This is a genomic window from Pseudomonas sp. GW821-FHT11G12 (genome assembly GCF_058808055.1).
In genome coordinates this window covers 281,568-306,804 of the sequence record NZ_JBXARH010000001.1, presented here as the reverse complement: position 1 = coordinate 306,804, position 25,237 = coordinate 281,568, and the positions used below count along the sequence as shown (strand labels likewise).

Annotated in this window: 19 protein-coding genes and 3 tRNA genes (1 of these 22 running past the window's edge); 7 read left to right on the top strand and 15 right to left on the bottom strand. The window is 60.2% G+C overall.

Going from position 1 to position 25,237, the window contains the following annotated elements:
• The first annotated feature begins 167 nt into the window (after positions 1-167).
• Positions 168-1,574, top strand: a complete 1,407-nt coding sequence (locus AC1RR7_RS01335) for a type VI secretion system Vgr family protein (protein WP_493155817.1) — start codon at positions 168-170, stop codon at positions 1,572-1,574.
• Positions 1,575-1,577: 3 nt separating this feature from the next.
• Here AC1RR7_RS01335 and AC1RR7_RS01330 read toward each other — a convergent pair whose 3' ends face one another.
• The gene (locus tag AC1RR7_RS01330; protein ID WP_493065208.1) at positions 1,578-2,975 is read right to left on the bottom strand and encodes an FAD-dependent oxidoreductase; all 1,398 of its coding nucleotides are present in this window, start codon (positions 2,973-2,975) and stop codon (positions 1,578-1,580) included.
• 67 nt (positions 2,976-3,042) lie between these two features.
• Positions 3,043-4,368 (bottom strand): MFS transporter, encoded by a 1,326-nt coding sequence (locus tag AC1RR7_RS01325; protein WP_493155815.1) that lies wholly within the window; start codon positions 4,366-4,368, stop codon positions 3,043-3,045.
• 270 nt (positions 4,369-4,638) lie between these two features.
• Here AC1RR7_RS01325 and AC1RR7_RS01320 point away from each other — a divergent pair, with 270 nt between their 5' ends.
• Complete coding sequence (locus AC1RR7_RS01320; RefSeq protein ID WP_096822323.1) at positions 4,639-5,538, top strand: LysR family transcriptional regulator; 900 nt, start codon at positions 4,639-4,641, stop codon at positions 5,536-5,538.
• Here the strand turns inward: AC1RR7_RS01320 and AC1RR7_RS01315 are convergent.
• Complete coding sequence (locus tag AC1RR7_RS01315) at positions 5,508-6,368, bottom strand: LysR substrate-binding domain-containing protein (RefSeq protein ID WP_102621726.1); 861 nt, start codon at positions 6,366-6,368, stop codon at positions 5,508-5,510. The two genes, AC1RR7_RS01320 and AC1RR7_RS01315, sit on opposite strands and share 31 nt — an antisense overlap.
• 113 nt (positions 6,369-6,481) lie before the next feature.
• Between AC1RR7_RS01315 and AC1RR7_RS01310 the strand changes: the two genes are divergently transcribed.
• From AC1RR7_RS01310 to AC1RR7_RS01300, 3 genes are all read left to right on the top strand, one after another.
• Positions 6,482-7,591 (top strand): 2-aminoethylphosphonate--pyruvate transaminase, encoded by a 1,110-nt coding sequence (locus AC1RR7_RS01310; RefSeq protein ID WP_493155813.1) that lies wholly within the window; start codon positions 6,482-6,484, stop codon positions 7,589-7,591.
• Between the two features lie 57 nt (positions 7,592-7,648).
• Positions 7,649-8,476, top strand: a complete 828-nt coding sequence (gene phnX, locus AC1RR7_RS01305) for a phosphonoacetaldehyde hydrolase (protein ID WP_493155811.1) — start codon at positions 7,649-7,651, stop codon at positions 8,474-8,476.
• A gap of 190 nt (positions 8,477-8,666) precedes the next feature.
• Positions 8,667-9,221 (top strand): cytochrome b, encoded by a 555-nt coding sequence (locus AC1RR7_RS01300; protein ID WP_096822327.1) that lies wholly within the window; start codon positions 8,667-8,669, stop codon positions 9,219-9,221.
• Here the strand turns inward: AC1RR7_RS01300 and AC1RR7_RS01295 are convergent.
• Together AC1RR7_RS01295 and AC1RR7_RS01290 are read right to left on the bottom strand one after the other, a co-directional pair.
• A complete protein-coding gene (locus AC1RR7_RS01295) occupies positions 9,218-10,126 on the bottom strand; it encodes a 1-aminocyclopropane-1-carboxylate deaminase/D-cysteine desulfhydrase (protein ID WP_493065159.1) in 909 nt (302 codons plus the stop codon). The two genes, AC1RR7_RS01300 and AC1RR7_RS01295, sit on opposite strands and share 4 nt — an antisense overlap.
• 41 nt (positions 10,127-10,167) lie before the next feature.
• Positions 10,168-12,204 carry an oxidoreductase gene (locus AC1RR7_RS01290; RefSeq protein ID WP_493155809.1) on the bottom strand — a complete coding sequence of 679 codons (2,037 nt, stop codon included), beginning with the start codon at positions 12,202-12,204 and terminating at the stop codon, positions 10,168-10,170.
• A gap of 205 nt (positions 12,205-12,409) precedes the next feature.
• Between AC1RR7_RS01290 and AC1RR7_RS01285 the strand changes: the two genes are divergently transcribed.
• Together AC1RR7_RS01285 and AC1RR7_RS01280 are read left to right on the top strand one after the other, a co-directional pair.
• Entirely contained in the window at positions 12,410-13,540 is a 1,131-nt protein-coding gene (locus tag AC1RR7_RS01285; protein ID WP_493155807.1) for a nitrilase-related carbon-nitrogen hydrolase, read from the top strand.
• A 3-nt stretch (positions 13,541-13,543) separates the two neighbouring features.
• A complete protein-coding gene (locus AC1RR7_RS01280) occupies positions 13,544-14,584 on the top strand; it encodes an AraC family transcriptional regulator (RefSeq protein ID WP_273535485.1) in 1,041 nt (346 codons plus the stop codon).
• Between the two features lie 315 nt (positions 14,585-14,899).
• Here AC1RR7_RS01280 and AC1RR7_RS01275 read toward each other — a convergent pair whose 3' ends face one another.
• From AC1RR7_RS01275 to AC1RR7_RS01230, 10 genes are all read right to left on the bottom strand, one after another.
• Complete coding sequence (locus AC1RR7_RS01275; RefSeq protein ID WP_493155805.1) at positions 14,900-15,736, bottom strand: DUF2242 domain-containing protein; 837 nt, start codon at positions 15,734-15,736, stop codon at positions 14,900-14,902.
• A gap of 226 nt (positions 15,737-15,962) precedes the next feature.
• Complete coding sequence (locus AC1RR7_RS01270; protein WP_102621719.1) at positions 15,963-17,834, bottom strand: SurA N-terminal domain-containing protein; 1,872 nt, start codon at positions 17,832-17,834, stop codon at positions 15,963-15,965.
• A gap of 233 nt (positions 17,835-18,067) precedes the next feature.
• Positions 18,068-18,340, bottom strand: coding sequence for an HU family DNA-binding protein (locus AC1RR7_RS01265; RefSeq protein ID WP_096822334.1), 273 nt, complete (start codon positions 18,338-18,340; stop codon positions 18,068-18,070).
• 148 nt (positions 18,341-18,488) lie between these two features.
• A complete protein-coding gene (gene lon / locus AC1RR7_RS01260; protein WP_096822335.1) occupies positions 18,489-20,885 on the bottom strand; it encodes an endopeptidase La in 2,397 nt (798 codons plus the stop codon).
• 162 nt (positions 20,886-21,047) lie between these two features.
• On the bottom strand, positions 21,048-22,331 hold the full coding sequence (clpX, locus tag AC1RR7_RS01255) for an ATP-dependent Clp protease ATP-binding subunit ClpX (protein ID WP_007951558.1): 1,284 nt from the start codon (positions 22,329-22,331) through the stop codon (positions 21,048-21,050).
• A gap of 112 nt (positions 22,332-22,443) precedes the next feature.
• Positions 22,444-23,079, bottom strand: coding sequence for an ATP-dependent Clp endopeptidase proteolytic subunit ClpP (gene clpP / locus AC1RR7_RS01250; protein WP_007951559.1), 636 nt, complete (start codon positions 23,077-23,079; stop codon positions 22,444-22,446).
• Between the two features lie 92 nt (positions 23,080-23,171).
• Positions 23,172-24,482, bottom strand: coding sequence for a trigger factor (tig, locus tag AC1RR7_RS01245; protein ID WP_011335037.1), 1,311 nt, complete (start codon positions 24,480-24,482; stop codon positions 23,172-23,174).
• A gap of 401 nt (positions 24,483-24,883) precedes the next feature.
• Positions 24,884-24,959: transfer RNA gene (locus tag AC1RR7_RS01240), tRNA-His, on the bottom strand.
• A 76-nt stretch (positions 24,960-25,035) separates the two neighbouring features.
• Positions 25,036-25,120, bottom strand: a tRNA-Leu gene (locus AC1RR7_RS01235).
• Between the two features lie 58 nt (positions 25,121-25,178).
• Positions 25,179-25,237 (bottom strand) — tRNA-His (locus tag AC1RR7_RS01230) (it continues 117 nt past the right edge of the window).

The following is a 25,237-nucleotide window of genomic DNA, read 5'->3' as shown; positions in this document are numbered from 1 at the left end:
GCCAAGTTTATACGGCCTAAAGTCGGCAATCGACCAAAAATTCCGTCACGTGTCGACATCTTCTACACACCTTGTAGGGCGATTCTGAAAAACCGGTTTGTCATGACCATTTCGCACTGCGGTTTCGTACCCTCTGTAGCCCGTATGACCCGACAGAGCCCGTCCGAATGCTCAATGACAAGGAAAGTCCCTTCACGCTGACCCTCCTCGAGGGTGGCCTGTGCCTGCCGGTACTGCGCTTCAGCGGCCATGAAGGCCTGAACCGGCCCTATCGTTTCGAGATAGAAGTCCTTGGCCTGGCCCCGGCCCTCGCCCCCGCCACCCTGTTGCATCGGTCGGCCTTCCTGCAGTTGAATGAAGGTCATGGCCTTCACGGCACCCTTCACAGCGCCAGTTGCGAACATCGCGGTGCCCATCGGATCGGTTACCAAGTGGTGCTGGTGCCGCACCTGCAGAGGTTGGAGCAGCAGCCCAGGCGCCGGGTGTTCACCCGGTTGAGCGTGCCGGACATTCTCGAACGACTGCTCACCGAACATCGCCTGCCCGCACACGGTTACCGGCTCGACCTGACGGTGGGACACTATCCGCCGCGTCCGTTTTGCATCCAGTACGACGAGACCGACCTGGCACTGTTGCATCGACTGTGCGAGGAAGAAGGCATCCACTATCACTTCGAGCACCGGCCGGATGGCCATGTCGTGGTGTTCGCCGATGACAGCCTGAACCTGCCGCAGCCCCCGATACCCGTGCCCTTCAGTCCAGAGAACGAGGCGCGATCGCCCGCCCTCAGCACGCTGTTCCTGCGTCACGACGCCGTCACGGCGCAGGTGTCACCCACCGTCCGTGAACGCGGGCAACCGAGCAACGACGATGAGGCGGCCAATCACGCGGCGACAGGCGTCATCCCCCTGCGAGGATTCCCGCCCTCCGGGCAACGCCACGCCGATCAACGCAGCCGTCGCCAACTGGAACGCCAGCGCTGCCAGTACCGCTGCATTCAGGGGCGCAGCGATTGCACGCAATTGCTCAGTGGCCATCTGTTGCAGGTTACGGATCATCCGGTGGGTGCGTTCAACGAGCAGTGGCTGATCACCGAATTGCGCCATCAGGGGCAACAGCCGTCGATTCTCGACCCGATGTCCACACCTCGCCGTTATCACAACGACTTCACCGCACAGCCTTGGTCGACGGAGTATCGCCCGCCGCTGCGGCAACCGCGCCCGAGCATTCCGGGCTATCACCCAGCGCAAGTCCTGGGTTCGCCCGGGCAACCGCCGCAGCTGGACGATCTGGGCCGAATCGCCGTCCGGTTATGGCCCGGGCCGGCACAGAACGCCGACAGTGACGGCTTATGGCTGGCAATTGCCATGGTCGGTGCGGGCGGCCGGATCGCCAGGGAAGCGCTGCCGCGTGCTGGCAGCGAAGTATGGGTGAGTTTTCTCGACAGCGATCCGGATCGACCGATCCTGTGCCTGGACGTCAGCCAACCTCGCCCGGCGCGCAAAAACCCGGAACCACACGACAACGGCTTGTTGCTCGACTGGCTGCTCAATCGCACCCCGCCTTCGCCCTGACGTTCAACCCTTGTCAGCCTTGCCGGCGGCGGCGGCGAATTTCGCCAGGCGAACATCGAGGTGCCGAGGTCGCCGCCCGTGATCCTCGGCGCGCTCCTTGCGGCGAATGGCGTTGCGCACCATCAGCGAACCGAGATAGCGGATAGGCTCAGGCGGAAAGTAACCCAGTGGCCCGTTGACCAGCGGCGAACGCGTCCACGGGTTGTCGAGACCTAGCACCAGCGAGGCGAGAATCTGCCCGCCCATGTGGCACGGCCCGACGCCGCTGCCGGAGTATCCGAACCCGTAGAACACGTTGCCGCTGGCACTCATCTGGCCGAAAAACGGCAGGCCGGTGACCGAACGATCCGACGGGCCATTCCACGTTGCGTCGACCTTCACATCGGCGAAGGCCGGGAAAAAATCGTCGAGGCTGCGCTTGAGCAACCCGGCGTAAGGCGATGGTTGATCAAACACCGGCAGCATCCGCCCGCCGTAAGCGAAGGTGTTGCCGCCTTTGCCGAGCATGATCCGGCCGTCCGGGGTGTTGTGGTAGTAGTGAACGAAAATCCGCGAATCAAGCACGGTCACGCCGCTGGTCAAGCCGATTTCCTGCAACAGCTCCGGGCGCGGCTCGGTGATCAGCATGTCGCTGGAGACAATCGCCACGCTGCGTTCGAACTGCGGAAAAGCCCGCGCCATCCAGGCATTCATCGCCAGCACCACGCGGTCGGCGACCACACTGCCGCTGGCCGTCTGGAGACGCGCCGGACGCCCTTCCTCCAATCCGGTCATCGCTGTGCTCTCGTGAATTTTTACGCCCAGTTGCAATGCGACTCGCCGCAACCCACGCACCAGTTTGCCCGGCTGAACACTGGCGGCGGCCGGCGAGAACCAGCCTTCCAGATGCTTGTCCGAACCGGCCATGCGCTGAACATCAGCGACCGGACGTTGGGTAAAAGAGTTGATGCCGTTGCGCTCAAGCGCCGCAATCACCGCGTCGGTCGAACCGCATTGCGCACGATTGGTGGCGGTATAAAGCGTGCCGTCCAACCGGTAATCGGCATCGACGCCGTACTGCTCGCAGAACTCGCCGATGGCGTGGATGCTGCGTTCGGATTCCTTGACCAGCCGCACCGCTTCCTCGACGCCGAACAGCCGCTCGAGGGTGAAATACTTCGCCGACCATGACAGCGCACAACCGCCATTGCGCCCACTGGCACCGGCGCCGCAGATGTCGGCCTCGATCAGCAACACCTCGAGTTCGGGGTTCTGTTGCTTGAGCATGATCGCCGTCCACAAACCAGTGTAACCGCCCCCGACGATGCACACGTCGGTGCGCACTTCGCCTTGCAGCGGCGGGCACGGTTCGGACGAATCGAGTTGCAAGGCCTGCTCCAGCCAAAACGGTCTCATGAAAATTCTCCAGTCAGTCGGCCACGGCACAGCCTGCCGCGAATGCCGCAGCAGGCCGCGAGGCAGGAATTGTTCAGTTACGCAGGGGTTTGATCGTCAGGGCCCGATTGGGCACGTAGGCACGCGGTTCCATGACGCCGACCGGGCGGCTGTTCCAGTGTGGAATCAGCACCAGCGCCGAGAACAGCGCACAACCGGCGAACACGATGAACACCGTCACCGAATCGAAGTAGCCCGGCAGCAAACCACCGAGCACCGCACCGACCGAGCCGCAGCCGTTGACGAATCCGGCGGCGGTGGCGCCGGCCTTGGCCTTGCCGAAATCGATCGCGGCTGCACCGCTGATCATCGAGTCCGGGCCGTACAGGGTCAGGCCCATCACGAACAGCAGCGCCACCACCAGCATCACGCTGCCGGTGTGCAAGGCGCCCATGAACAGCGCCAGGGTTACGGTCAGCGCCAGCAGGCTCAGTACGCAGGCCGGCATGCGTCGGGCGCCGAACAGTTTGTCCGAGGCCATGCCGATCATGATCGGGCCTAAAAGACCTGCCAGTTCAAACGAGGTCGGAATGATCGCCGCGCCGACCTTGCCCACGGTGGGCATCTGCTCGAAGACGATCACCGGGCCCCACAACAGAATCGCGTAGCGCGCCGGTTTCAGCAGAAAGTACGCCAGTCCCAGCACCAGCACCGTGCGGTTACGGAGGATTTCCTTGAGCGGTTCCCAGACGCTGAGTTTGCTGTTGGCTTCGGCTTCCTCGGCACTGATGACCGGCTCCGGTTCCACCGCCGGCAGGCCTACATCTTCAGGTTTGTTGCGCTGAAAGATGAAGAACAACACCGCCACCGCCGCGACCACCGCCGCACTGGAAATGAACGCCGCGTGCCAGGTGCCGACCAGCGTGTACGCCCACCAACCGGCGAACGGCGACGCCACCAATCCACCAAAGGCGTAGCAGGAACTCCACAACCCGAGCACTCGCCCGCGCTGTTCCGAAGGGAAAAAACTGCCGAGGTTCTTGCACAACCCCGACCAACCGGTGGACTGCGCCAGGCCCTGAATCAACATGCAGGTGGCGAAGATCGGCAAGGTCGCAAAACTGCCCATCACCAGCGCCGCCGCAGCGGAAATCAGCAGGCCGCCGAGCACCACGATCCGTGGGCCAAAGCGGTCGGCGAGCATGCCCCAGGTGAACTGGCCAATGGCGTAGGCCGCCAGGTAAATCGCGTCGAGGTTGGCCATGGCCATTTTGTCGAGCATGAAGGTGGGGTCTTCGGCGATGCCCAGTTTGGCCACCGAAAAGGCTTTGCGGGTGAAATAGAACGCGGCGTAAGCGAGCCAGGTGACAGCGAAGATCTGCATGCGCCAACGCGCAAGGGTGCCGATGTGCTTGTTCATTGTGGTTCTGACCTCAGGGTGTGAGTGTGCCGGCAGAATCGTTAAGTAAACGCCTGTGTTTTTTATTGTTGAGCACTGCGATATCACCCCGTCCCTTCGGCGATACCGGTCAGATGAGTCCTGGTGTTGCACGCACAGGCTCATGGCCAGCGTCGCTGCCCGACCGGGCAGTCAGCGTTGGCGTGAGCCGATCAAAGCAATTACTGTTTAATAAATAAAATCGATTTATCGTATTTCACACATAAGCTCAGCTTGTTAATGGAGTCTGCGATGTCTGTTTCCCACGCCCAGCTCAAAGCCTTTCACGCCGTGGCCGTGCACGGAAGCTTCACCAAGGCCGCCGAGCGGCTTTATCTGACGCAACCGGCGATTTCCGATCAAGTGCGCAAGTTGGAAGAACGCTTCGGCGTGTTGCTGTTCCATCGCAACAAACGCTCGGTGCGCCTGACGGATCTGGGCGAACGCCTCCTGGCAATCACCCAGCGCCTGTTCGTGGTCGAGGCCGAAGCCCAGGAGCTGTTGCAGGAATCCCAGGCCCTGCAGACCGGCAGCCTGATTCTGGCCGTGGATGCGCCGGTGCATGTGTTGCCGCAGATCGCCCGGTTCTGCGAGCGCTACCCGGGGATCAGCGTGAAGATCGAAACCGGCAACACCGATGAATCGCTGTTTCGCCTGTTCAACTATCAAGCCGATCTGGCGCTGCTCGGGCGCGATGTCAGCGATGAACGCCTGCTGTGCGTGCCGCTGCGCAACGATCCGATGGTGGCATTCGTCTCGCGCCATCATCCGTGGGCCAAGCGTGAATCGATCTGCCTGGAAGATCTCGACGACACGCCGCTGGTGCTGCGCGAACACGGCTCGGTGACCCGCCAGACCCTGGAAGAAGAAATGGCCCGCGCCGGTTTCCGCATCCGCCCGGCGATCCAGGTCGAGGGCCGGGAAGCCGCGCGGGAAGCGGTGGTCGTGGGGATTGGCGTGGGCGTGGTGTCGGCGGCGGAGTTTGGCGCTGACTCAAGGGTTTGTGCACTGCCGATCACCGATTGCACCCGGCGCTTGACCGAGACATTGGTGTGCCTGCGGGAGCAGAGTTCGCGTCGGGTGGTGGCGACGTTTCTCGAGATGGTGCGCGAGAGTCTTGTTCAGACCGGCGCCAATCCGAAAAACGCCTGAATCAAGCGCAACTCCCGCCGCCGCTCCACACAGCCGATCATGTGCCGATTGACCAGCCCCTCGCCGGCAATCGGAATCGCCACCACCCGCGGGTCATGGCTGACTTCAACCGATGACACCACGCCAACCCCCAACTCAGCCGCCACCGCTTCCGTCACCGCCTCGCGGCTGTCGAGTTCCAGCAACACCCGTGGATTGACCGACGCCTGCGCACAGGCCTGATCGAAGGTGCGTCGGGTAATCGAACTCGGCTCGCGCAAGACCATGATCACCTGATCCAGCTCCTTGAGCCTGACTTCGCCACTGCGTTTCGCCCACGGATGCCCGGCCGGCACCAGTGCGCAGATCCGCGATTCGCTCAGCGCTTGCAGGTGCAGGCCCTTGCGCGGCTCGACTTCGGTCAGCACCGCCACGTCCGCATGTTCGGACAACAACGCCGCCAACGTTTCCTGAGCGTTGCCCAACCGCAGGTTCACCGTGATCCCGGGGTACCGTGCCCGCAGGCTGGCGAGCATCGGCATGACCATGTGCGGACCGTCCGCCGCCACCTCAAGTCGCCCGGTGAGCAACTGCCGGTTGGCTTCAAGCAGCGCCTGGGCCTCTTCGGCCATGCCGAACATCGCCCGGGTGATCGCCGCCAGTTTGGTGCCCTCCTCGGTCAGCTCGACCCGGCGTGCCGTCCGTCGCAACAGCGTGATCTGGTAATGCTCCTCCAGCGCCTTGATGTGCCCGGTGACCGCCGGCTGGCTGATGAACAGGCGTGCGGCGGCACGGGTGAAGCTGCCTTCCCGGGCCACGGCGTCGAAGGCGCGGAGCTGGAACAGGTTCATGAATAACCCTCACTGATGGCTGGCATAACAACAAACAATTTGATTGATGATCCGCCGAATTGCAACGTATGCCCCGTAGCTTCATCCCACAGCGCTATCGCGAGGACACACGAATGAGTACTGCCGCACCCATCCTGCTCACTCCCGGCCCGTTGACCACCTCGGCCCGCACCCGCCAGGCGATGATGGTCGACTGGGGTTCATGGGATGACCGCTTCAACCAATTGACCGCCAGCCTGTGCGAGCAACTGCTGGCCATCCTCAACGGCGCCGACAGCCACCACTGTGTGCCTTTGCAGGGCAGCGGCACCTTCGCCGTCGAAGCCGCGATCGGCACCCTCGTCCCCCGCGACGGCAAGGTGCTGGTGCTGATCAACGGCGCCTACGGCAAGCGTCTGGCGAAAATCTGCGAAGTGCTGGGCCGCTCGTTCAGCACCTTTGAAACCGCTGAAGACGAACCAACCACCGCCGCCGACGTCGACCGCCTGCTGCGCGCCGACCGCGACATTACCCACGTCGCGCTGATCCACTGCGAAACCAGCACCGGCATCCTCAATCCACTGCCGGAGATCGCTCAGGTCGTCGAGCAACACGGCAAACGCCTGATCATTGATGCCATGAGCTCGTTCGGCGCCTTGCCGGTGGATGCGCAAAAAGTCCCGTTCGATGCACTGATCGCCGCTTCCGGCAAATGCCTGGAAGGCGTGCCGGGCATGGGCTTCGTGTTTGCCCGCAAGGAATCCCTGGCCGCTGCCGCCGGCAACTCCCATTCGCTGGCGATGGACCTGTTCGACCAGCACAGCTACATGAAGAAGACCGGCCAATGGCGCTTCACCCCGCCGACCCACGTGGTCGCGGCGCTGCACGAAGCCCTGCTGCAATACAACGAAGAAGGCGGCCTGCCGGCACGGCATGCGCGTTACGCCGCCAACTGCCAGGCGCTGATGGAGGAGATGGGCAAACTCGGCTTGCGCAGCTTCCTGCCCGCCGCCATCCAGGCACCGATCATCGCCACGTTCCATGCGCCAAAGGATCCGCGCTACCAGTTCAAGGACTTCTACGAACGGGTCAAGGCCAAGGGATACATCCTCTACCCCGGCAAGCTGACCCAGGTCGAAACCTTCCGCGTCGGCTGCATCGGCCACGTCACCCCGGCGCAGATGCATGAAGCCGTCTCGGCAGTGGGTGAAGTGCTGCGCGAGATGGAAGTGCTCGACATCTGATTCATCCGGCCCGCTCCCCCATTTGAATTGCATTGCCCACTCAGGAATTTGATTGCCATGAACTACAACAACCCAAGCAAACTGCAAGCTGCCATCCTCGACTGGGCCGGCACCGTGGTCGATTTCGGTTCTTTCGCACCGACCCAGATCTTCGTCGAAGCCTTCGCCGAGTTCGACGTCCAGGTCTCCATCGACGAAGCTCGCGGCCCGATGGGCATGGGCAAGTGGGATCACATCCGCACCCTGTGCGATCAGCCGCAGGTTGCCGAGCGCTATCGCAAGGCGTTCGGCCGCACCCCGACCGACGATGACGTGACCGCGATCTACAACCGCTTCATGCCGCTGCAGATCGAAAAAATCGCCGAGCACTCGGCGCTGATCCCCGGCGCACTGGAGACCATCGCCAACCTGCGTCAGCAAGGGATCAAGATCGGCTCCTGCTCGGGCTATCCGAAGCAAGTGATGGACAAAGTCGTGGCACTGGCCGCCAGCAACGGCTACATCGCCGACCACGTCGTGGCCACCGACGAAGTGCCGAACGGCCGCCCATGGCCGGCACAGGCCCTGGCCAACGTGATTGCGCTGGGCATCGACGATGTCGCCGCCTGCGTGAAGATCGACGACACCGTGCCGGGGATTCTTGAAGGTCGTCGCGCCGGGATGTGGACCGTGGCGCTGATCTGCTCCGGCAACGCGCTGGGCCTGGATTACGAAGGCTACCGCGCACTGGGCAGCGACGCGCTGGCCAGCGAACGCAAGCGCATTCACGCGCTGTTCGAAGGTTCGCGTCCGCACTACATGATCGACACCATCACCGATCTGCCGGAAGTGATCGCCGACATCAACAAGCGTCTGGCCAACGGTGAAATGCCGCAAAGCAGCTGATAACGCAGCCTGCGGCAAACAGAAACGCCAGTGTCTGCGCGACACTGGCGTTTTTTTATGGGCAAACCCCTGATTTCGCGCAATGAAAGAGTTTTTAGACACGCGCAAATCGGCCAAAGCGGATTACAGTTAAAGCATGCCGTCGCTCAAGAACGGCACGTTTCGACCCTGATCCGTGAGGAAATACCGTATGCCGTGGACAAGTTCCGAATCACGCTACAGCACCGTGTCAGTCCTGTTGCACTGGTTGATGCTGGTGTTGTTGGTGCTGGTGTATGCCAGCATGGAATTGCGAGGCATCTTTCCCAAGGGCAGTGGTGGCCGCTCGCTGATCCGTGAAGCGCATTACATGCTCGGCCTGACCGTGTTCGTGCTGGTGTGGTTTCGCCTGCTGGCCCGCAGCATCGGCCCGGCACCAAAAATCTTCCCGGCTTCACCGCAATGGCAGACCGCACTGGCCCGACTGATGCACTGGGCGCTGTACCTGTTCATGATCAGCATGCCGATCCTTGGCTGGCTGATTACCAGCGCCGAAGGTCATCAAGTGATGTTCTACGGTTTCGACCTGCCGTTGCTGGTGCAGGAGGACAAAGCCTTCGCCAAGCAGGTTGAACACTGGCACGTGTTGATCGGCAACATCGGCTACTGGCTGATCGGCCTGCACGCGCTGGCGGGGCTGTATCACCATTACGTGGTGGGCGATAACACCCTGCTGCGGATGATGCCCAAGCGCAACCAGGTTTAGCCATCGAATCCACGCCGGCCCTGCAAGCCGCCGGTGTGGACGAAGATCAGTCGCGTTCCACGGGCAAAGCGGCCCGCCTCGATCTGCTGTTTGAGTGCCAGCAAAGCCTTGCCGGTATAGAGCGATTCGAGGGGAATGCCGCTGGCCTGTTCAGCCTGTGCGATGAACTCAAGCAACGGCGCATCGACTTTGGCGAAACCGCCACGGCTGGCGTCGATCAGTTCGTAGCCTGCGATGTCACCGACAATCGCTTCGACGTTTGCAGCGACGCCGTGATCGTCGGGCACGGCCATGGCGCCATACACCGGGTGTTTACCCGCCTCCGCCAGAACCAGTCCCGCGAGCGTGGTGCCAGTGCCGCACGCCAGCCACCAACCGTCATGGTCGTCCCAACCGAGCTTGCCCAGTTGCTCACTGACCTGATCCTTGAGTGATGCGCAACCCTGTGCGCCAGGCAATCCGCCGCCACCTTCGGGCACCGGATGCAGCGTCGGATATTGCGCCAGCCACGGCTGCCAGAACCCCGGCTCGTGCCGCGCCCGGTAGCCACCAAAACCGAGCCAGTGCAGCTGCATGCCGAAGTCCTGTAGATCCCTGACCGTCGGCGTGTCCTGCGGATGCCCGCGAAGCAAACCGACCGTTGCGAATCCCAAGCGCTTGCCCGCAGCAGCCAGTGCATGCAGATGATTGGAGTGCGCACCGCCCAGGCTGATGATGCCTTCGGCGCCCGCACGGTCGGCGGCTTTGAGGTGTTCGACGAGTTTGAACCACTTGTTGCCGCTGATCAGCGGATCGATCCGGTCCAGACGCAGAATCGCGACTTCAATGCCGGCGGCAGTGAGCCAGTCCAAATGAAGGGGTTCGAGGGGGGCTGGGGCCAGCCAGTCGGTGGGAGGCAGAAACATGAAGGCCGGCTCTGTGCAAAGAGCCGGCATTCTAGGGTGGATCAGAGCTCGGCGGCCAGACGCGAACCCTGATTGATCGCACGCTTGGCATCCAGCTCGGCCGCCACATCGGCGCCGCCGATCAGGTGCACGTTCTGCCCGGCTGCCACCAGCCCTTCTTGCAGCTCGCGCAGCGGATCCTGGCCAGCGCAGATGACGATGTTGTCCACCGGCAGCACTTGCGGCTCGCCGGTTTCACCGATGCGGATGTGCAGGCCTTCGTCGTCGATCTTCAGGTACTCGACGCTGTTGAGCATCTGCACCTGCTTGTTCTTCAGACCGGTGCGGTGAATCCAGCCGGTGGTCTTGCCCAGACCGTCGCCGACCTTGGACTTCTTGCGTTGCAGCAGGAACACGTCACGGGCCGGTGCATGCGGTGCAGCCTTGATCCCGGCCACACCACCACGGGCCTCGAGGTGGGTGTCGATGCCCCACTCTTTCCAGAACGCAGCGCGATCCTGACTGGTGGCCACACCTTCATGGACGAGGAATTCCGACACGTCGAAACCGATACCGCCGGCGCCGATCACCGCCACTCGTTTGCCGACCGGTTTGCGCTCGAGCAGCACATCCAGATAGCTCAGCACTTTGGCATTCTCGACGCCCGGAATCGCCGGCAGGCGCGGTGCAATACCGGTCGCCAGGATGACTTCGTCGTAACCGCCCTCTACCAGTTTCGCCACATCGACTCGGGTGTTCAGGCACACCTCGACGTTGGTGGTCTGCAACTTGCGTTTGAAGTAACGCAGGGTTTCGTAGAATTCTTCTTTGCCCGGTACTCGCTTGGCCACGTTGAACTGACCACCGATCTCGCTGGCCGAATCAAACAGCGTCACTTGATGCCCACGCTCGGCAGCCACGGTGGCGGCGGACAAACCCGCAGGGCCGGCACCGACCACGGCAATCTTCTTGATCTGCTTGACCGGCAGGTAGTTGAGCTCGGTCTCGTGGCAGGCACGCGGGTTGACCAGGCAACTGGTGAGTTTGCCGCCGAAGGTGTGATCGAGACAGGCCTGGTTGCAGCCGATGCAGGTGTTGATTTCGTCGGCGCGGCCTTCGGCGGCCTTGTTGACGAAGTCCGGGTCGGCGAGGAACGGACGCGCCATCGACACCATGTCAGCATCGCCTTCGGCGAGGATCTGCTCGGCAACTTCCGGGGTGTTGATGCGGTTGGTGGTGATCAGCGGAATATTAACCGAGCCACGCAGCTTGGCCGTGACCTTGCTGAACGCCGCACGCGGCACTTTGGTGGCGATGGTCGGAATCCGCGCTTCGTGCCAGCCGATACCGGTGTTGATGATGGTCGCGCCGGCCTGCTCGATGGCTTTGGCCAGGGTGACGATTTCTTCCCAGGTGCTGCCACCTTCGACCAGGTCGAGCATCGACAGACGGAAGATGATGATGAAGTTCGGGCCGACCGCTTCACGCACCCGGCGAACGATTTCCACCGGCAGGCGCATGCGGTTTTCGTAGCTGCCGCCCCAGCGGTCGGTACGGTGGTTGGTGTGGGCTGCGAGGAACTGGTTGATGAAGTAGCCTTCGGAACCCATGATTTCCACGCCGTCGTACTCGGCGGTCTGGGCCAGTACCGAGCAGGTGACGAAATCGCTGATCTGCTTCTCGATGCCTTCCTCGTCCAGCTCTTTGGGCTTGAACGGGTTGATCGGCGCCTGGATTGCGCTTGGGGCCACCTGTTTCGGACTATAGGCATAACGGCCGGCGTGGAGGATCTGCATGCAGATCTTGCCGCCCGCCTCGTGCACGGCACGGGTGACGATGCGGTGCTTGAGCGCTTCGTCCTCGGTGGTCAGCTTGGCTGCACCGGAGTACACGCCGCCCTCGTCGTTCGGGCCGATACCGCCGGTCACCATAAGGCCAACGCCGCCACGGGCACGTTCGGCGAAGTACGCCGCCATGCGTTCGAAACCACCCGGCTTCTCTTCAAGGCCGGTGTGCATCGAGCCCATCAGGGTGCGGTTGCGCAACGTGGTGAATCCCAGATCCAGCGGGGCCAGCAGGTGCGGGTAAGTGGCGGTCATCGGTAACTCCACAGCGAGCGATCACGGAAAATGCGGGAGCTCTGCGTCCCCCGTCAGTCATGTTCGACAGACTAAGAGTCGCATCGCTGTCACTCAATGACCGTAACTGACAAGTTATTGATCCAAATGCGCAGCGCCCCTTGGCAAGCGCAGGCATGGGCCCTACCCTAGTCGCACACCCTGTACCCGGCTGTTGTTGGATTTCATGCGCAAACTTTTGTACCTGACCTTTTCCATGGCGCTTGTCGCCGCGCTTACCTTCTACGCCATGTGGGCGGCTGACCGCCCGGCCGGTCATTACCTGTCGGACCTGCGGATCAAACTGGCGGTCGATCAGGGCACCCGAGCCGACCGTGGCAACCTGCTGGGGATTCAGCCGGAACTGTTCCCGACCGACTATCAAAGCTCCGAACGCCTGCACCGCAAGCTCGCCGCTTATTTGCAGCAGGCTCAGGATCAGGGTTTGCTCAATGAAAAAACCATCGTGGTGCTGCCCGAGCATGTTGGCACCTGGCTGATGATCAGCGGCGAGAAAGACGAGCTGTACCAGGCCCCCACCCTCGCCGAAGCGATGAACTGGCTGGCCGCCAGCAATCCGTTGCAATTCGCCCGCGCCTGGCTCACCGCCAGGGGCAGCAGCCGTCTGGATGACGCCCACTTGCGGATGAAATCCCGAGACATGGCCAAGGACTATCAGCTGCTGTTCGGCGGTCTGGCCAAGGAATTCCACATCACCCTGGTGGCCGGCTCGATCGTGCTGCCGGAACCGAACATCATCGACGGCCGGCTCAAGGTCGGCAGCGGCGCGCTGTACAACACCAGCGTGGTGTTCGGCCGTGACGGCGCCCCGCTCGGTCAGCCACAGCGGCAGATGCGCCCGATCTTCGATCAGGATGACACGATGCCATCCAACGATGTCTCCCGGATCAATGTGATCGATACCCCGGCTGGGCGCCTCGGCGTGCTGATCGGCAACGACAGCTGGTACCCGGACAACTATCGCAGACTCGATGAGCAAGGCGCGCAACTGATTGCGGTGCCCGCGTTCGTCATCGGTCATGGCGTGTGGGATCTGCCCTGGCAGGGCTACAGAGGCTTGAACGCGCCAGACTCGGTCAGCCTCAAACCGGGAGAGGTCAGCGAAGGCCAGGCCTGGCACCGCTTGACCCTGACGGCACAACCACCGGGCAGCCGGGCGATTGCCGGCATGAGCGTGTTCCTGCGCGGGCAGTTCTGGGACAAGCCGAGCTCCGGGCAGAGCTTCCTCAGCAGTAACGGCCAGCAGTTCGCCGACGGTGAAGCCCGTGGCGCGCGCTTGCTGAACCTCTGGTTGTAAACCATGAAGCCGCTGCCGATGCGTCTCGGGGATCTGTCAGTAGGCTTCGTTCATAGCCTGGCCGATGCCGTGCGCAGCCATGACGCCGACCCGCAACCGCTGCTCGAACAATACGGCCTCGACGCAGCACGGCTGGCCGAGGCCGGGGCACGCCTGTCGATCCCGCGCTACATGCGCCTGGGCCATGGCGCGATCCAGTTGACCGGCGATCCGGCACTCGGTTTGCGCATGGGCCAGCTCAGTCGCCTGAGCCAGGCGGGATTGGCCGGCGTCACCGCAGCGCAGGCACCGACCGTGCGCGAAGCCGCCCGCTGCCTGACTCGCTTCGAACCGTTGTACGGTTCCAATTATCGCGGCCAGTCGAGTTTCCACGAGGATGCCAGCGGAGCCTGGCTGCGCTTCTACTCGATCAGCCCGTACAACGCCTACAACCGCTTTGTGGTGGATTCGATCATCGCCGGCTGGCTGCATCAGTTGTCCAGCGTCAGCCCCGAACCGCTGCGCGCCGAACGGATCGAGATCGAATTCGACACCCCGGATTATCGCGACGCCTACGCCGTACTCGGCGACTGCCCGATCCAGTTCGGCGCCGAGCACAATCAGCTGCGTCTGAGCCTCACCAGCCTGGCCGCACGCAACCCGGAGCATTGCCCCAGCACCTGGAAGCATCTGCTGCAACTGTGTGAACGGGAACTGGAACAATTGACGCGAACCCGCAGCCTGCGCGAACGCATCACGCAATTGCTCGGACCGTTGCTCAATGGGGGTCGTGAACCCGACCTGGAAGAAGTGGCGGCGCGCCTGAAGCTGCCGACCTGGACGTTACGGCGAAAACTGGCCGAAGAAGGCACGCAGTTTCGCGCGATCCTCAACGACACTCGCCGTGATCTGGCGATGACCTACATCCGTGACACTGAACTGGCGTTCGGTGAAATCGCCTACCTGCTGGGTTTCGCCTCGGCCGAAGCTTTCCAGCGCGCCTTCAAGCGCTGGAACGGCCAGACGCCGGGCGAGTTTCGCCGCAGTCACCGCAAGACCGGTTGAAGCCTCAGAGCTCGGTGGCGTCTTCCGCAGGCTCCGGTGAATCCAGTTCGTAGGCCTGGAATTCGAGCAGTTCTTCTTGATAGTCATCCATCGTGTAATCCCCCTAACTGCTTTGCTGAAATGGCCTGGAGCAAATGACCAGTGCCTCGAGCATAAAGTGCCCGTATGAAGGAAAAATGAAACGCAGCCTTCATGAAATAAACGTAGCAGGCGGTCAGGGATTTATCGCGGGGATATTTTCAGAATGTGTGAACCGACATTTCAGATCACACAGAAATCGAAGCGGGAGCGACGTTGCGTCGCTCCCGCAACCGATCAATGCCCGGTTGGCATTGCCGGAATCGGCTCGGACGGCGGCGGCAGATCCGTCGGATTGGCCGGAGGCGTGATGACTTCCGTTGCCGGCGCTGCTGCTGGAACCATCTCCGAACCTGGTGCCGGGGTGATCGGTGCTGCTTCAGCCGGTGGAACGACCGGCTCTGAACTGACCGGAGCCGGCTCTGCGGGGGCCGGGGTCGGCGCAGGTTCAGCCGCTGGCGTCGGCGCCAATGCGGCCGGCGCGGCCTTGGGTTCCGGCACGCCCAGATCGGCCTTCGGCTTCTCGGTGATGTGCGCAGCTTTCTTCGCATCCGCCGGCAGGAACAGCTCCACCAGGGTGAAGAAGCGCTCGTAGAATTTCTGCGAGGACACGGTTTCGCTGGCCACCTTGACCATCGAGTCGTCAGAGGAGCCGATCGGCATCGACACCGAGCCCAGCACGCCAACCCCCAGGCTGGCCGAGTTGTTGGTCTTCTTCAGCGCGTAGCGGTCCTGCAAGGCGTTGGCGAATACCGTGGCGTGGTGGCCAGCGCTACCATCATCGGCACACACGACGTTGAAGCTGATCTCCAGGTGGGTTTCACCGGTCTGCTGGAAACTCTTGTGTCCGCTGACCAGTTTCGGGTCGCTGCTGGTGATGATGTAGCCCTGGCTGAGCAACGCCCGGCGAGCCGCTTCGCAACTGGCGGTGTCGGTGACCGGGTAATTGCGCGAAAAGGTGCCGGAGTCGTCGAAGTTCTCATGCTCGTAGATAGGCTTGTCCTTGGAGCAGCCGGCAGCGGCGGTCAGCAACAACGCCAACCCGATGAAACGCACGGGAATAGAATTCAACATTAAACATCCTGAGGGAAAAACGGTCCGGGGCGTATTGTGCAACATATCGCTGCCCCGCGGCGTACGGATTAGTGTCTTAAAACAGTTACAACTCTACCGGTCATGGGTGCAGGGAAAAAGGCAAACCGGTCAATGGTCGATGAAAATCCTGTCACCCAGTGATTGATAGGCAAAAAAAAGCCCCGAATGTTCATCCGGGGCTCATTTTTTGTCGCTCAGTCAGGCATCAGAAACGCTTGATGTCCGCTTCGCTTTCCAGCTGCTTGCGGTACGCCGCGAAGTCCTGCTGGCCTTCACGCGAGGCAAGGAAGCGACGGTATTGCGCTTTCTCTTCATCGGTCGGCGCAGCGGCTTCGTTCACAGCGTTCAGGCGCACGATGGTCAGGCTGCCATCAGGCAGTGTCACGCTGCTGAAAGTCGGCTTGTCCTTGCCTGCCGGTTTCGGCATGCGGAACAGTGCTTGCAGCACGGCTGGATCAACACCTTCCTGGGCGCGGGTGGCCGCCTGGGTCACTTTCCAGTTCTGACCGTCGATGGCCTTGTCCAGCGGGGTCTTGCCATCACGCAGACCGGCGATCAGTTGCTCGGCCTTGGTCTTGGCAGCAGCGCTGGCGTGCTCTTTGGCCAACTGGGTGCGAATGGCAGTCGCCACGGCTTCCAGCGGCAGTTGCGCAGGCTTGAGGTGTTCCTTGGCGCGCAGCACGATCACGGTTTCCGGATCCAGCTCGATGGCGGTGCTGTTGGCACCCTCTTCCAGTACTTCGGTGCTGAACGCTGCAGTCACCACGGCGCGGTTGGCTGCAACACCTTCGCCACCTTCACGGCCGAACGGCTTGGAGGTGTGCACGGTCAGTTTCAGATCCTGCGCCGGCTGAGCCAGGTCAGACGATTCGAACGAAGAGTCTTCCAGCTGCTTGGTCGCCTCGACGAAACGCTGCTCGACCTGCTGGGTTTTCAGCTCGCGGGTCAACTTGTCTTTCAGGCTGGCGAAAGTCGGAACTTCCGGTGCTTCGACGCCCAGCAGCTTGATCAGGTGGAAACCGAAGTCGGTGCGAACCGGCTCGGACACTTGATCCTTGTTCAACGAATACAGGGCTTTTTCGAAAGCCGGATCGTAAACGCCAGGACCGGCATAACCCAGGTCGCCGCCATTGTTGGCCGACCCCGGATCCTGCGAGAACTCCTTGGCCAGCGCTTCGAACTTCTCACCCTTGGCCAGGCGTGCCTGAATGTCTTCGATCTTCGCCTTGGCCTGAGCCTCGGTGGTCTTGTCATTCACTTCGATCAGAATATGCGCCGCACGACGCTGTTCCGACAGGTTGGCGATCTCTTTCTGATACGCCGCCTGCAGGTCTTCGTCCTTGACGGCGACCTGGTCGAAGAAGGAAGCCTTCTTCAGCTCGAGGTAATCGATGACCACCTGATCCGGGGTCATGAATTCCTTGGCGTGTTCGTCGTAGTAAGCCTTGACCTCATCGTCGGTCAGCTTCACTGCCGCCGGGTCAGCCTTGATGCTCAGCGAGGCGAAGTCACGGGTCTGTTTTTCCAGACGGGCGAAGGCCAGCACTTGAGCGTCAGTCACGAAACCGCTGCCCGCCACACCGGCGCGCAACTGGCCGATCAGCATTTCCTGAGCCAGCATCTGGCGGAATTGCATACGGCTGTAGCCCAGTTGACGGATCACCTGGTCGAAACGGTCGGAACTGAACTTGCCGTCAACCTGGAATTCAGGTGTTTGCAGGATCACTTGGTCCAGCGCCGCTTCGGAGAAAGCGAACTTCGATTTTTCTGCGCCTTGCAGCAGCAGCTTGCGATCGATCAGACCCTTGAGGGCCGACTCGCGCAGCATTTTTTCGTCGAGCAAGGAAGCATCGAAGTCCTTGCCCAGCTGTTGCATCAGCTGACGGCGTTGCATGTCAACGGCCTGGCTCAGCTCGTTCTGGCTGATTTCTTCACCATTGACCTTGGCCGCCTCGTTGGTGTGAGTCGTGGCCTTGAAAATGGCGTCGAAACCGGTCAGAGCCATCAGTGCAACGATGACCCCGATAATGGTCTTGGCAATCCAGCCTTGTGAATTGTCCCTGATATTCTGCAGCATGCGTCCCCCAGAAACGGTTGAACTTCAAAAATTAGGCAACCGTGGAGCGTGGGTAGAATCCGGATAGAAGAAAGGCGCATCCGAGGATGCGCCTTCTCGTAACTGGCGGAGCGGACAGGGCTCGAACCCTCGATCCCGGTGTAGCAGGCAATTATTCCAAACCGCCTGCTCTACCGCTCCGCTGCCAAGTCAGGCATGACCCCGACCCGGATGGGTAAAAACCTGAATCAAACTTAGTTGACGGCTTCTTTCAGGGCTTTACCGGCTTTGAAACCTGGCTTTTTGGCAGCAGCGATTTCCAGAGTCTTGCCGGTCTGTGGGTTACGACCAACGCGAGCTGGACGATCAGTTACGGAGAAAGTACCGAAACCAACCAGAACTACGGAGTCGCCAGCCTTGAGAGCGCCAGTGACGGATTCGATTACAGCGTCCAGCGCACGGCCAGCAGCAGCTTTCGGGATATCAGCGGATGCAGCGATAGCATCAATCAGTTCCGACTTGTTCACTCTAAGTCCCCTTATATCTATTTGAGTATGATTCTAAGTTTTTTGGTGAAAGCAAAAACGAGTGCTGAATGGCCTACAGACACTTAAGAGCCGCTTTATAACAAGGGCTCTAAAAAGCTGTCAAGGAAGCCCCCCAGGCAAAAGCGTATTAATGCGTGCTAATTCTTTCCTTAGAGTCAGACTCACGTTTTTCGTCCTTGGCAACTATCTCCGGAGCCACATCCGGCAAGGGCTCCGGCGCGTATTGCAGCGCAATTTGCAGGACCTCGTCAATCCATTTAACCGGTTTGATCTGCAGATCCTGCTTGATATTGTCAGGAATCTCCTTCAGATCGCGCACGTTCTCTTCCGGAATAATCACTGTCTTGATTCCGCCACGGTGAGCGGCCAGCAGTTTTTCCTTCAGACCGCCAATGGCGAGGACTTGACCACGCAGGGTGATCTCGCCGGTCATGGCGACATCGGCACGCACAGGAATACCCGTCAAAGCCGACACCAGCGCAGTACACATGCCTACACCGGCGCTAGGACCGTCTTTCGGCGTAGCACCTTCCGGCATGTGAATGTGGGTGTCGCGCTTCTCGTGGAAGTCCAGGGGAATGCCCAGGCTCTTGGCACGGCTGCGCACCACGGTCAGGGCCGCAGTGATCGATTCGACCATTACGTCACCCAGCGAACCGGTCTTGATCAGTTGACCTTTACCCGGTACGACAGCGGCTTCGATGGTCAGCAGTTCGCCGCCGACCTGAGTCCAGGCCAGGCCGGTCACCTGACCGATCTGATCCTGTTGCTCGGCCAGACCGTAGCGGAATTTGCGGACACCGAGGAAGTGTTCCAGCAGATCAGCTGTCACTTTCACCGAGAAGCGTTTTTCCAGTGCATGCTCTTTCACTGCCTTGCGGCAGACCTTGGCAATCTGCCGCTCGAGGCCACGCACACCGGCTTCACGGGTGTAGTAACGGATGATGTCGCGGATCGCTTCCTCGTCGAATTCCAGCTCGCCTTTCTTCAGGCCGTTGGCTGCAATCTGCTTTGGCGACAGGTACTTGACGGCGATGTTGATCTTTTCGTCTTCGGTGTAGCCCGGCAGACGGATCACTTCCATCCGGTCGAGCAGCGCCGGCGGAATGTTCATCGAGTTCGAGGTGCACAGGAACATCACATCCGACAGGTCGTAATCGACTTCCAGATAGTGATCGTTGAAGTTGTGGTTCTGCTCCGGATCGAGCACTTCCAGCAACGCCGACGCCGGATCGCCACGCATATCGCTGCCCATCTTGTCGATTTCATCGAGCAGGAACAGCGGGTTGCGGACGCCCACCTTTGTCATCTTTTGAATCAATCTTCCTGGCATCGAACCGATGTAAGTCCGACGATGGCCACGGATTTCCGCTTCGTCCCGCACGCCGCCGAGGGCCATGCGCACGAATTTACGGTTGGTGGCGTGGGCAATCGACTCCGCCAGCGAGGTTTTACCCACGCCCGGAGGACCGACCAGGCACAACACCGGGCCACGAATCTTCTTCACGCGCTTCTGCACAGCGAGGTATTCAAGGATGCGCTCCTTGACCTCTTCGAGGCCGTAGTGATCGGCATCGAGAATGTCTTCAGCACGAGCCAGGTCCAGACGCACCTTGCTCTGAGCCTTCCACGGCACCTGCACCAGCCAGTCGATGTAGGAGCGCACGACGGTGGCTTCAGCCGACATCGGCGACATCTGCTTGAGTTTGTTCAGCTCGGCAGTGGCCTTGGCCAGCGCGTCTTTCGGCAGGCCAGCGGCATCGATTCGCTTTTTCAGGTCTTCGATTTCGTTGTGGCCTTCGTCGCTGTCGCCGAGTTCCTTCTGAATGGCCTTCATCTGCTCATTCAGGTAGTACTCGCGCTGACTGCGCTCCATTTGCTTCTTGACGCGGCCACGGATGCGTTTTTCGACCTGCAGCAGATCGATTTCAGCATCCAGCAAGGCCAGGACGTGCTCGACGCGGGCCGGCAGCTCGATGATTTCGAGGATTTCCTGCTTCTGCTCGATCTTCAGCGCCATGTGCGCGGCCATGGTGTCTACCAGACGGCCAGGCTCATCGATGCTGTTGAGCGACGACAGGACTTCAGCCGGGACTTTCTTGCCCAACTGAACATATTGTTCGAACTGCGACAGCAGCGTGCGCACGAAGACTTCGGACTCGCGCTCAGCGGCGTCGACTTCATCAATCAGCGACACTTCGGCGCGGCAATGGCCGTCGACTTCGCTGAAACGCTCGACAGCGCCACGCTGCTCGCCCTCGACCAGAACCTTGACGGTGCCGTCAGGCAGCTTGAGCAGCTGCAGAACGGTGGCAATGGTGCCAACGCGATACAGAGCGTCTTCTCCGGGATCGTCGTCAGCCGGGTTTCTCTGGGCCAGCAGCAGGATCTGCTTGTCGCCCGTCATCGCGGCCTCGAGGGCTTCGATGGATTTCTCGCGCCCCACGAACAGCGGGATAACCATGTGCGGATACACAACGACATCACGCAATGGCAGGAGAGGCAATTCGATGGTGGTCTTCATGATTTCGCCTCTACGGCGGCCATATGGCCGTAATCAGATGGAATTAAGCTTGAAACCAAGATGGGGGCTGCTTCCAAAAAAAACAAGCGCTATGAGGACGTTAAAATTTCTTAAAAAAAAAGAGGCCCGAAGGCCCCTTCTTTATTCCAGCAGACTGGACGCTTAGGCGTCCGGCGCTGCCTTGGCAGCCGGCTCACTGTTTTCGTAGATATACAGTGGCTTGGACTTGCCTTCGATCACGCTTTCATCAATCACGACTTTGCTCACCTCGGACTGCGAGGGGATTTCATACATCGTGTCGAGCAGCACACCTTCGAGAATCGAACGCAGGCCACGGGCACCGGTTTTACGTTCCAGGGCACGTTTGGCGACCGATTTCAGCGCGTCGGAACGGAATTCCAGATCCACGCCTTCCATCTCGAACAGCTTGGCGTACTGTTTGGTCAGGGCATTTTTCGGCTCGGTGAGAATCTGCATCAATGCAGCCTCATCCAGCTCGTCCAGCGTCGCGAGGACCGGCAGACGACCGACGAATTCCGGGATCAGACCGAACTTGACCAGATCGTCAGGCTCGACTTCACGCAGGGATTCACCGACTTTCTTGCCTTCTTCCTTGCTGCGTACTTCTGCGTTGAAACCGATGCCACCTTTGGTGGAACGGTTTTGAATCACTTTCTCCAGACCGGAGAACGCACCACCGCAGATGAACAGGATGTTACGGGTGTCGACCTGCAGGAACTCCTGCTGCGGATGCTTGCGACCACCTTGCGGCGGAACGGAAGCGACCGTGCCTTCGATCAACTTGAGCAAGGCCTGCTGCACGCCTTCACCGGAAACGTCCCGGGTGATCGACGGGTTGTCGGACTTGCGCGAAATCTTGTCGATTTCATCGATGTAGACAATGCCCATCTGGGCCTTTTCCACGTCGTAATCGCACTTCTGCAGCAGCTTCTGAATGATGTTCTCGACGTCTTCACCCACATAACCCGCCTCGGTGAGGGTGGTTGCGTCGGCGATGGTGAACGGAACGTTCAGCAAGCGGGCCAAAGTTTCGGCCAGCAGGGTTTTACCGGAGCCTGTCGGGCCGATCAGCAGGATGTTGCTCTTGCCGAGTTCGACGTCGTCAGCCTTTTTGTCACGCTGGTTCAGACGCTTGTAGTGGTTGTACACCGCTACCGCCAGAACCTTCTTTGCACGCTCCTGACCGATTACGTACTGGTCAAGGATGCCGCTGATTTCTTTAGGCGAAGGCAATTTATGCGCGCTGCTTTCGGCCTGTGCTTCCTGCACCTCCTCACGGATGATGTCATTGCACAGGTCGACGCACTCGTCGCAGATAAAGACCGAGGGGCCGGCAATCAATTTGCGCACTTCATGCTGGCTTTTGCCACAGAAGGAGCAATAGAGCAGCTTGCCGTTGTCCTCGCCGTTGCGGGTGTCAGTCATTCGTTCGATCCAAATCCGATAGGCTTGCAACACAAGATGAAGGCTATTGCGGGCTTTTTCAAGCCCGCCGCTGATCGGACCAGCCGACCAGGCCTATTTCGAGCTGCTTATTTTAAGCTGGACGCTGGTTGATCACTTCGTCGATCAAGCCATATTCCTTCGCAGCTTCTGCACTCATGAAGTTGTCGCGGTTGGTATCGCGCTCGATTTCTTCCAGAGTGCGACCGCTGTGCTTGGCCATCAGCGTGTTGAGACGCTCGCGGATGAAAAGGATTTCCTTGGCGTGGATTTCGATATCCGACGCCTGGCCCTGGAAACCGCCCAGTGGCTGGTGAATCATCACACGCGAGTTCGGCAGGCAGAAGCGCTTGCCCGGAGCACCTGCGGTCAGCAGGAATGCGCCCATGCTGCACGCCTGGCCGATGCAGGTGGTCGACACGTTTGGCTTGATGAATTGCATGGTGTCGTAGATCGACATGCCCGCAGTCACCGAACCGCCCGGGGAGTTGATATAAAGATGGATGTCCTTGTCCGGGTTTTCCGCTTCAAGGAACAGCAATTGCGCGCAAATCAGGTTGGCCATGTAGTCCTCTACAGGACCCACCAGAAAGATCACTCGTTCCTTGAGCAGACGCGAGTAGATGTCATAGGCGCGCTCGCCACGAGCAGATTGCTCGACAACCATCGGGACCAGGCCGCCGGCGGCCTGGATATCAGAGTTCTGCTGAATATACGAATTTCGGAACATGCTCTGCAGTCACTCCCAAATAGTTATGTCTTGAATACGCATAAGCCAGCTCGAAAGCTGGCTTATGGTGTGTGCTTCTAACGCAAAAACAATCAGTCGGCTTTTGGAGCTTCTACCGGCTTGACCGCTTCTTCGTAAGAGACCGATTTGTCGGTCACACTGGCTTTCTGCAGAACAGTATCCACAACTTGTTCTTCCAGCACAACCGAACGGACTTCGTTCAGTTGCTGCTCGTTCTTGTAGTACCAGGACACAACCTGCTCAGGCTCTTGGTAAGCCGAAGCCATTTCCTGGATCATTTCGCGAACGCGGGCTTCGTCTGGCTTCAGGTCGAATTGCTTGACCACTTCAGCCACGATCAGACCCAGCACAACGCGGCGCTTGGCTTGTTCTTCGAACAGCTCGGCCGGCAGTTGGTCAGGCTTGATGTTGCCGCCGAACTGCTGAACAGCCTGCACGCGCAGACGGTCAACTTCGTTGGACAGCAGAGCCTTTGGCACTTCGATCGGGTTGGTGGCCAGCAGACCGTCCATTACCTGATTCTTGACCTTGGATTTGATCGCCTGACGCAGTTCACGCTCCATGTTCTTGCGAACTTCGGTGCGGAAGCCGTCGATGCCGCTTTCCTTGATACCGAACTGGGCGAAGAACTCTTCGTTCAGCTCTGGCAGTTTTGGCTCGGAAACGGTGTTGACGGTCACGGTGAACTCGGCGGTTTTGCCAGCCAGGTCCAGGTTCTGATAGTCCTCTGGGAAGGTCAGGTTCAGAACGCGCTCTTCGCCAGCTTTAGCACCGACCAAGCCTTCTTCGAAGCCTGGGATCATGCGGCCGGAACCCAGCACCAGCTGAGTGCCCTTGGCGGAACCGCCAGCGAACACTTCGCCGTCAACCTTGCCAACGAAATCGATGTTCAGTTGGTCTTCGTTCTGGGCAGCGCGATCGGCCACTTCGAAACGGGTGTTCTGCTTGCGCAGGATGTCCAGCATCTTGTCCAGATCGGCGTCAGCCACGTCAGCGCTCAGACGCTCGACGGTGATGCCTTCGAAGCCGGCAACGGTGAACTCTGGGAACACTTCGAATACGGCTACGTATTCCAGGTCCTTGCCAGCTTCGAGCGACTTAGGCTCGATCGACGGCGAACCGGCCGGGTTCAGCTTCTGCTCAACCACAGCTTCGTAGAAGGAGGACTGGATCACGTCGCCGATCGCTTCCTGGCGCGCATCAGCACCGAAACGGCGCTTGATTTCGCTCATTGGCACTTTGCCTGGACGGAAGCCAGCAATCTTGGCCTTTTGGGCAGTCTGCTGCAGACGCTTGTTGACCTGAGTCTCGATGCGCTCAGCCGGCACGGTGATGCTCATGCGGCGCTCAAGAGCAGTAGTATTTTCAACAGAAACTTGCATGGATATTCCTCGTTGCACAGACGTTAGCCGGCCGTTTCCGACCCAAGAATCAAGGGCATGCATTCTAGTGGGTCAAACTCAAGAAGTCACCCTACTGAAAACGGGTAAGAAAACAGCAGGCAATTTGAAGGCGGGGACAAACGGTTGCGCCTCGCCCTGTTAGCAAATACAGCCAATCAAGCCAGGGCTCTGCGCCAACCTCTTCTATATATAGAGGCGGTTGAATCATCTCCCTGACAGCCAACCTCGCAAGCAAGGTCGGCGGGCAGCGCAGCATCATCGAGCAACATTAATACGACGAAGCGCCCTGCCCTGCGACCCGAAACCGGCAGTCGCCGAAATACTCGAAACCGTAAAACAAAAAAGGCGCCAGACTGTTAAGTCTGGCGCCTTTCGAAATATGGGGTGGACGATGGGGATCGAACCCACGACAACGGGAGTCACAATCCCGTGCTCTACCAACTGAGCTACGCCCACCATATTGCGTGCCAAAGAAGCCAAACAACTTCTTTGTAGAACTTCACCCTACCAACGGCATGAATGAAGCTTTGATTGGTGCGGATGAAGAGACTCGAACTCTTACGCCTCGCGGCGCTGGAACCTAAATCCAGTGTGTCTACCAATTCCACCACATCCGCGGATGAAGCTTTTTAAAGCAAAGGCGCCAGACTGTTACATCTGGCGCCTTTCGAAATATGGGGTGGACGATGGGGATCGAACCCACGACAACGGGAGTCACAATCCCGTGCTCTACC

Excerpts from the sequence above, each read along its gene's own strand:
- AC1RR7_RS01335 (WP_493155817.1), top strand. The coding sequence starts at position 168 with ATGCTCAATGACAAGGAAAGTCCCTTCACGCTGACCCTCCTCGAGGGT.
- AC1RR7_RS01325 (WP_493155815.1), bottom strand. The coding sequence starts at position 4,368 with ATGAACAAGCACATCGGCACCCTTGCGCGTTGGCGCATGCAGATCTTC.
- AC1RR7_RS01320 (WP_096822323.1), top strand. The coding sequence starts at position 4,639 with ATGTCTGTTTCCCACGCCCAGCTCAAAGCCTTTCACGCCGTGGCCGTG.
- AC1RR7_RS01315 (WP_102621726.1), bottom strand. The coding sequence starts at position 6,368 with ATGAACCTGTTCCAGCTCCGCGCCTTCGACGCCGTGGCCCGGGAAGGC.
- AC1RR7_RS01310 (WP_493155813.1), top strand. The coding sequence starts at position 6,482 with ATGAGTACTGCCGCACCCATCCTGCTCACTCCCGGCCCGTTGACCACC.
- phnX (WP_493155811.1), top strand. The coding sequence starts at position 7,649 with ATGAACTACAACAACCCAAGCAAACTGCAAGCTGCCATCCTCGACTGG.
- AC1RR7_RS01300 (WP_096822327.1), top strand. The coding sequence starts at position 8,667 with ATGCCGTGGACAAGTTCCGAATCACGCTACAGCACCGTGTCAGTCCTG.
- AC1RR7_RS01295 (WP_493065159.1), bottom strand. The coding sequence starts at position 10,126 with ATGTTTCTGCCTCCCACCGACTGGCTGGCCCCAGCCCCCCTCGAACCC.
- AC1RR7_RS01290 (WP_493155809.1), bottom strand. The coding sequence starts at position 12,204 with ATGACCGCCACTTACCCGCACCTGCTGGCCCCGCTGGATCTGGGATTC.
- AC1RR7_RS01285 (WP_493155807.1), top strand. The coding sequence starts at position 12,410 with ATGCGCAAACTTTTGTACCTGACCTTTTCCATGGCGCTTGTCGCCGCG.
- AC1RR7_RS01280 (WP_273535485.1), top strand. The coding sequence starts at position 13,544 with ATGAAGCCGCTGCCGATGCGTCTCGGGGATCTGTCAGTAGGCTTCGTT.
- AC1RR7_RS01275 (WP_493155805.1), bottom strand. The coding sequence starts at position 15,736 with ATGTTGAATTCTATTCCCGTGCGTTTCATCGGGTTGGCGTTGTTGCTG.
- AC1RR7_RS01270 (WP_102621719.1), bottom strand. The coding sequence starts at position 17,834 with ATGCTGCAGAATATCAGGGACAATTCACAAGGCTGGATTGCCAAGACC.
- lon (WP_096822335.1), bottom strand. The coding sequence starts at position 20,885 with ATGAAGACCACCATCGAATTGCCTCTCCTGCCATTGCGTGATGTCGTT.
- clpX (WP_007951558.1), bottom strand. The coding sequence starts at position 22,331 with ATGACTGACACCCGCAACGGCGAGGACAACGGCAAGCTGCTCTATTGC.
- clpP (WP_007951559.1), bottom strand. The coding sequence starts at position 23,079 with ATGTTCCGAAATTCGTATATTCAGCAGAACTCTGATATCCAGGCCGCC.
- tig (WP_011335037.1), bottom strand. The coding sequence starts at position 24,482 with ATGCAAGTTTCTGTTGAAAATACTACTGCTCTTGAGCGCCGCATGAGC.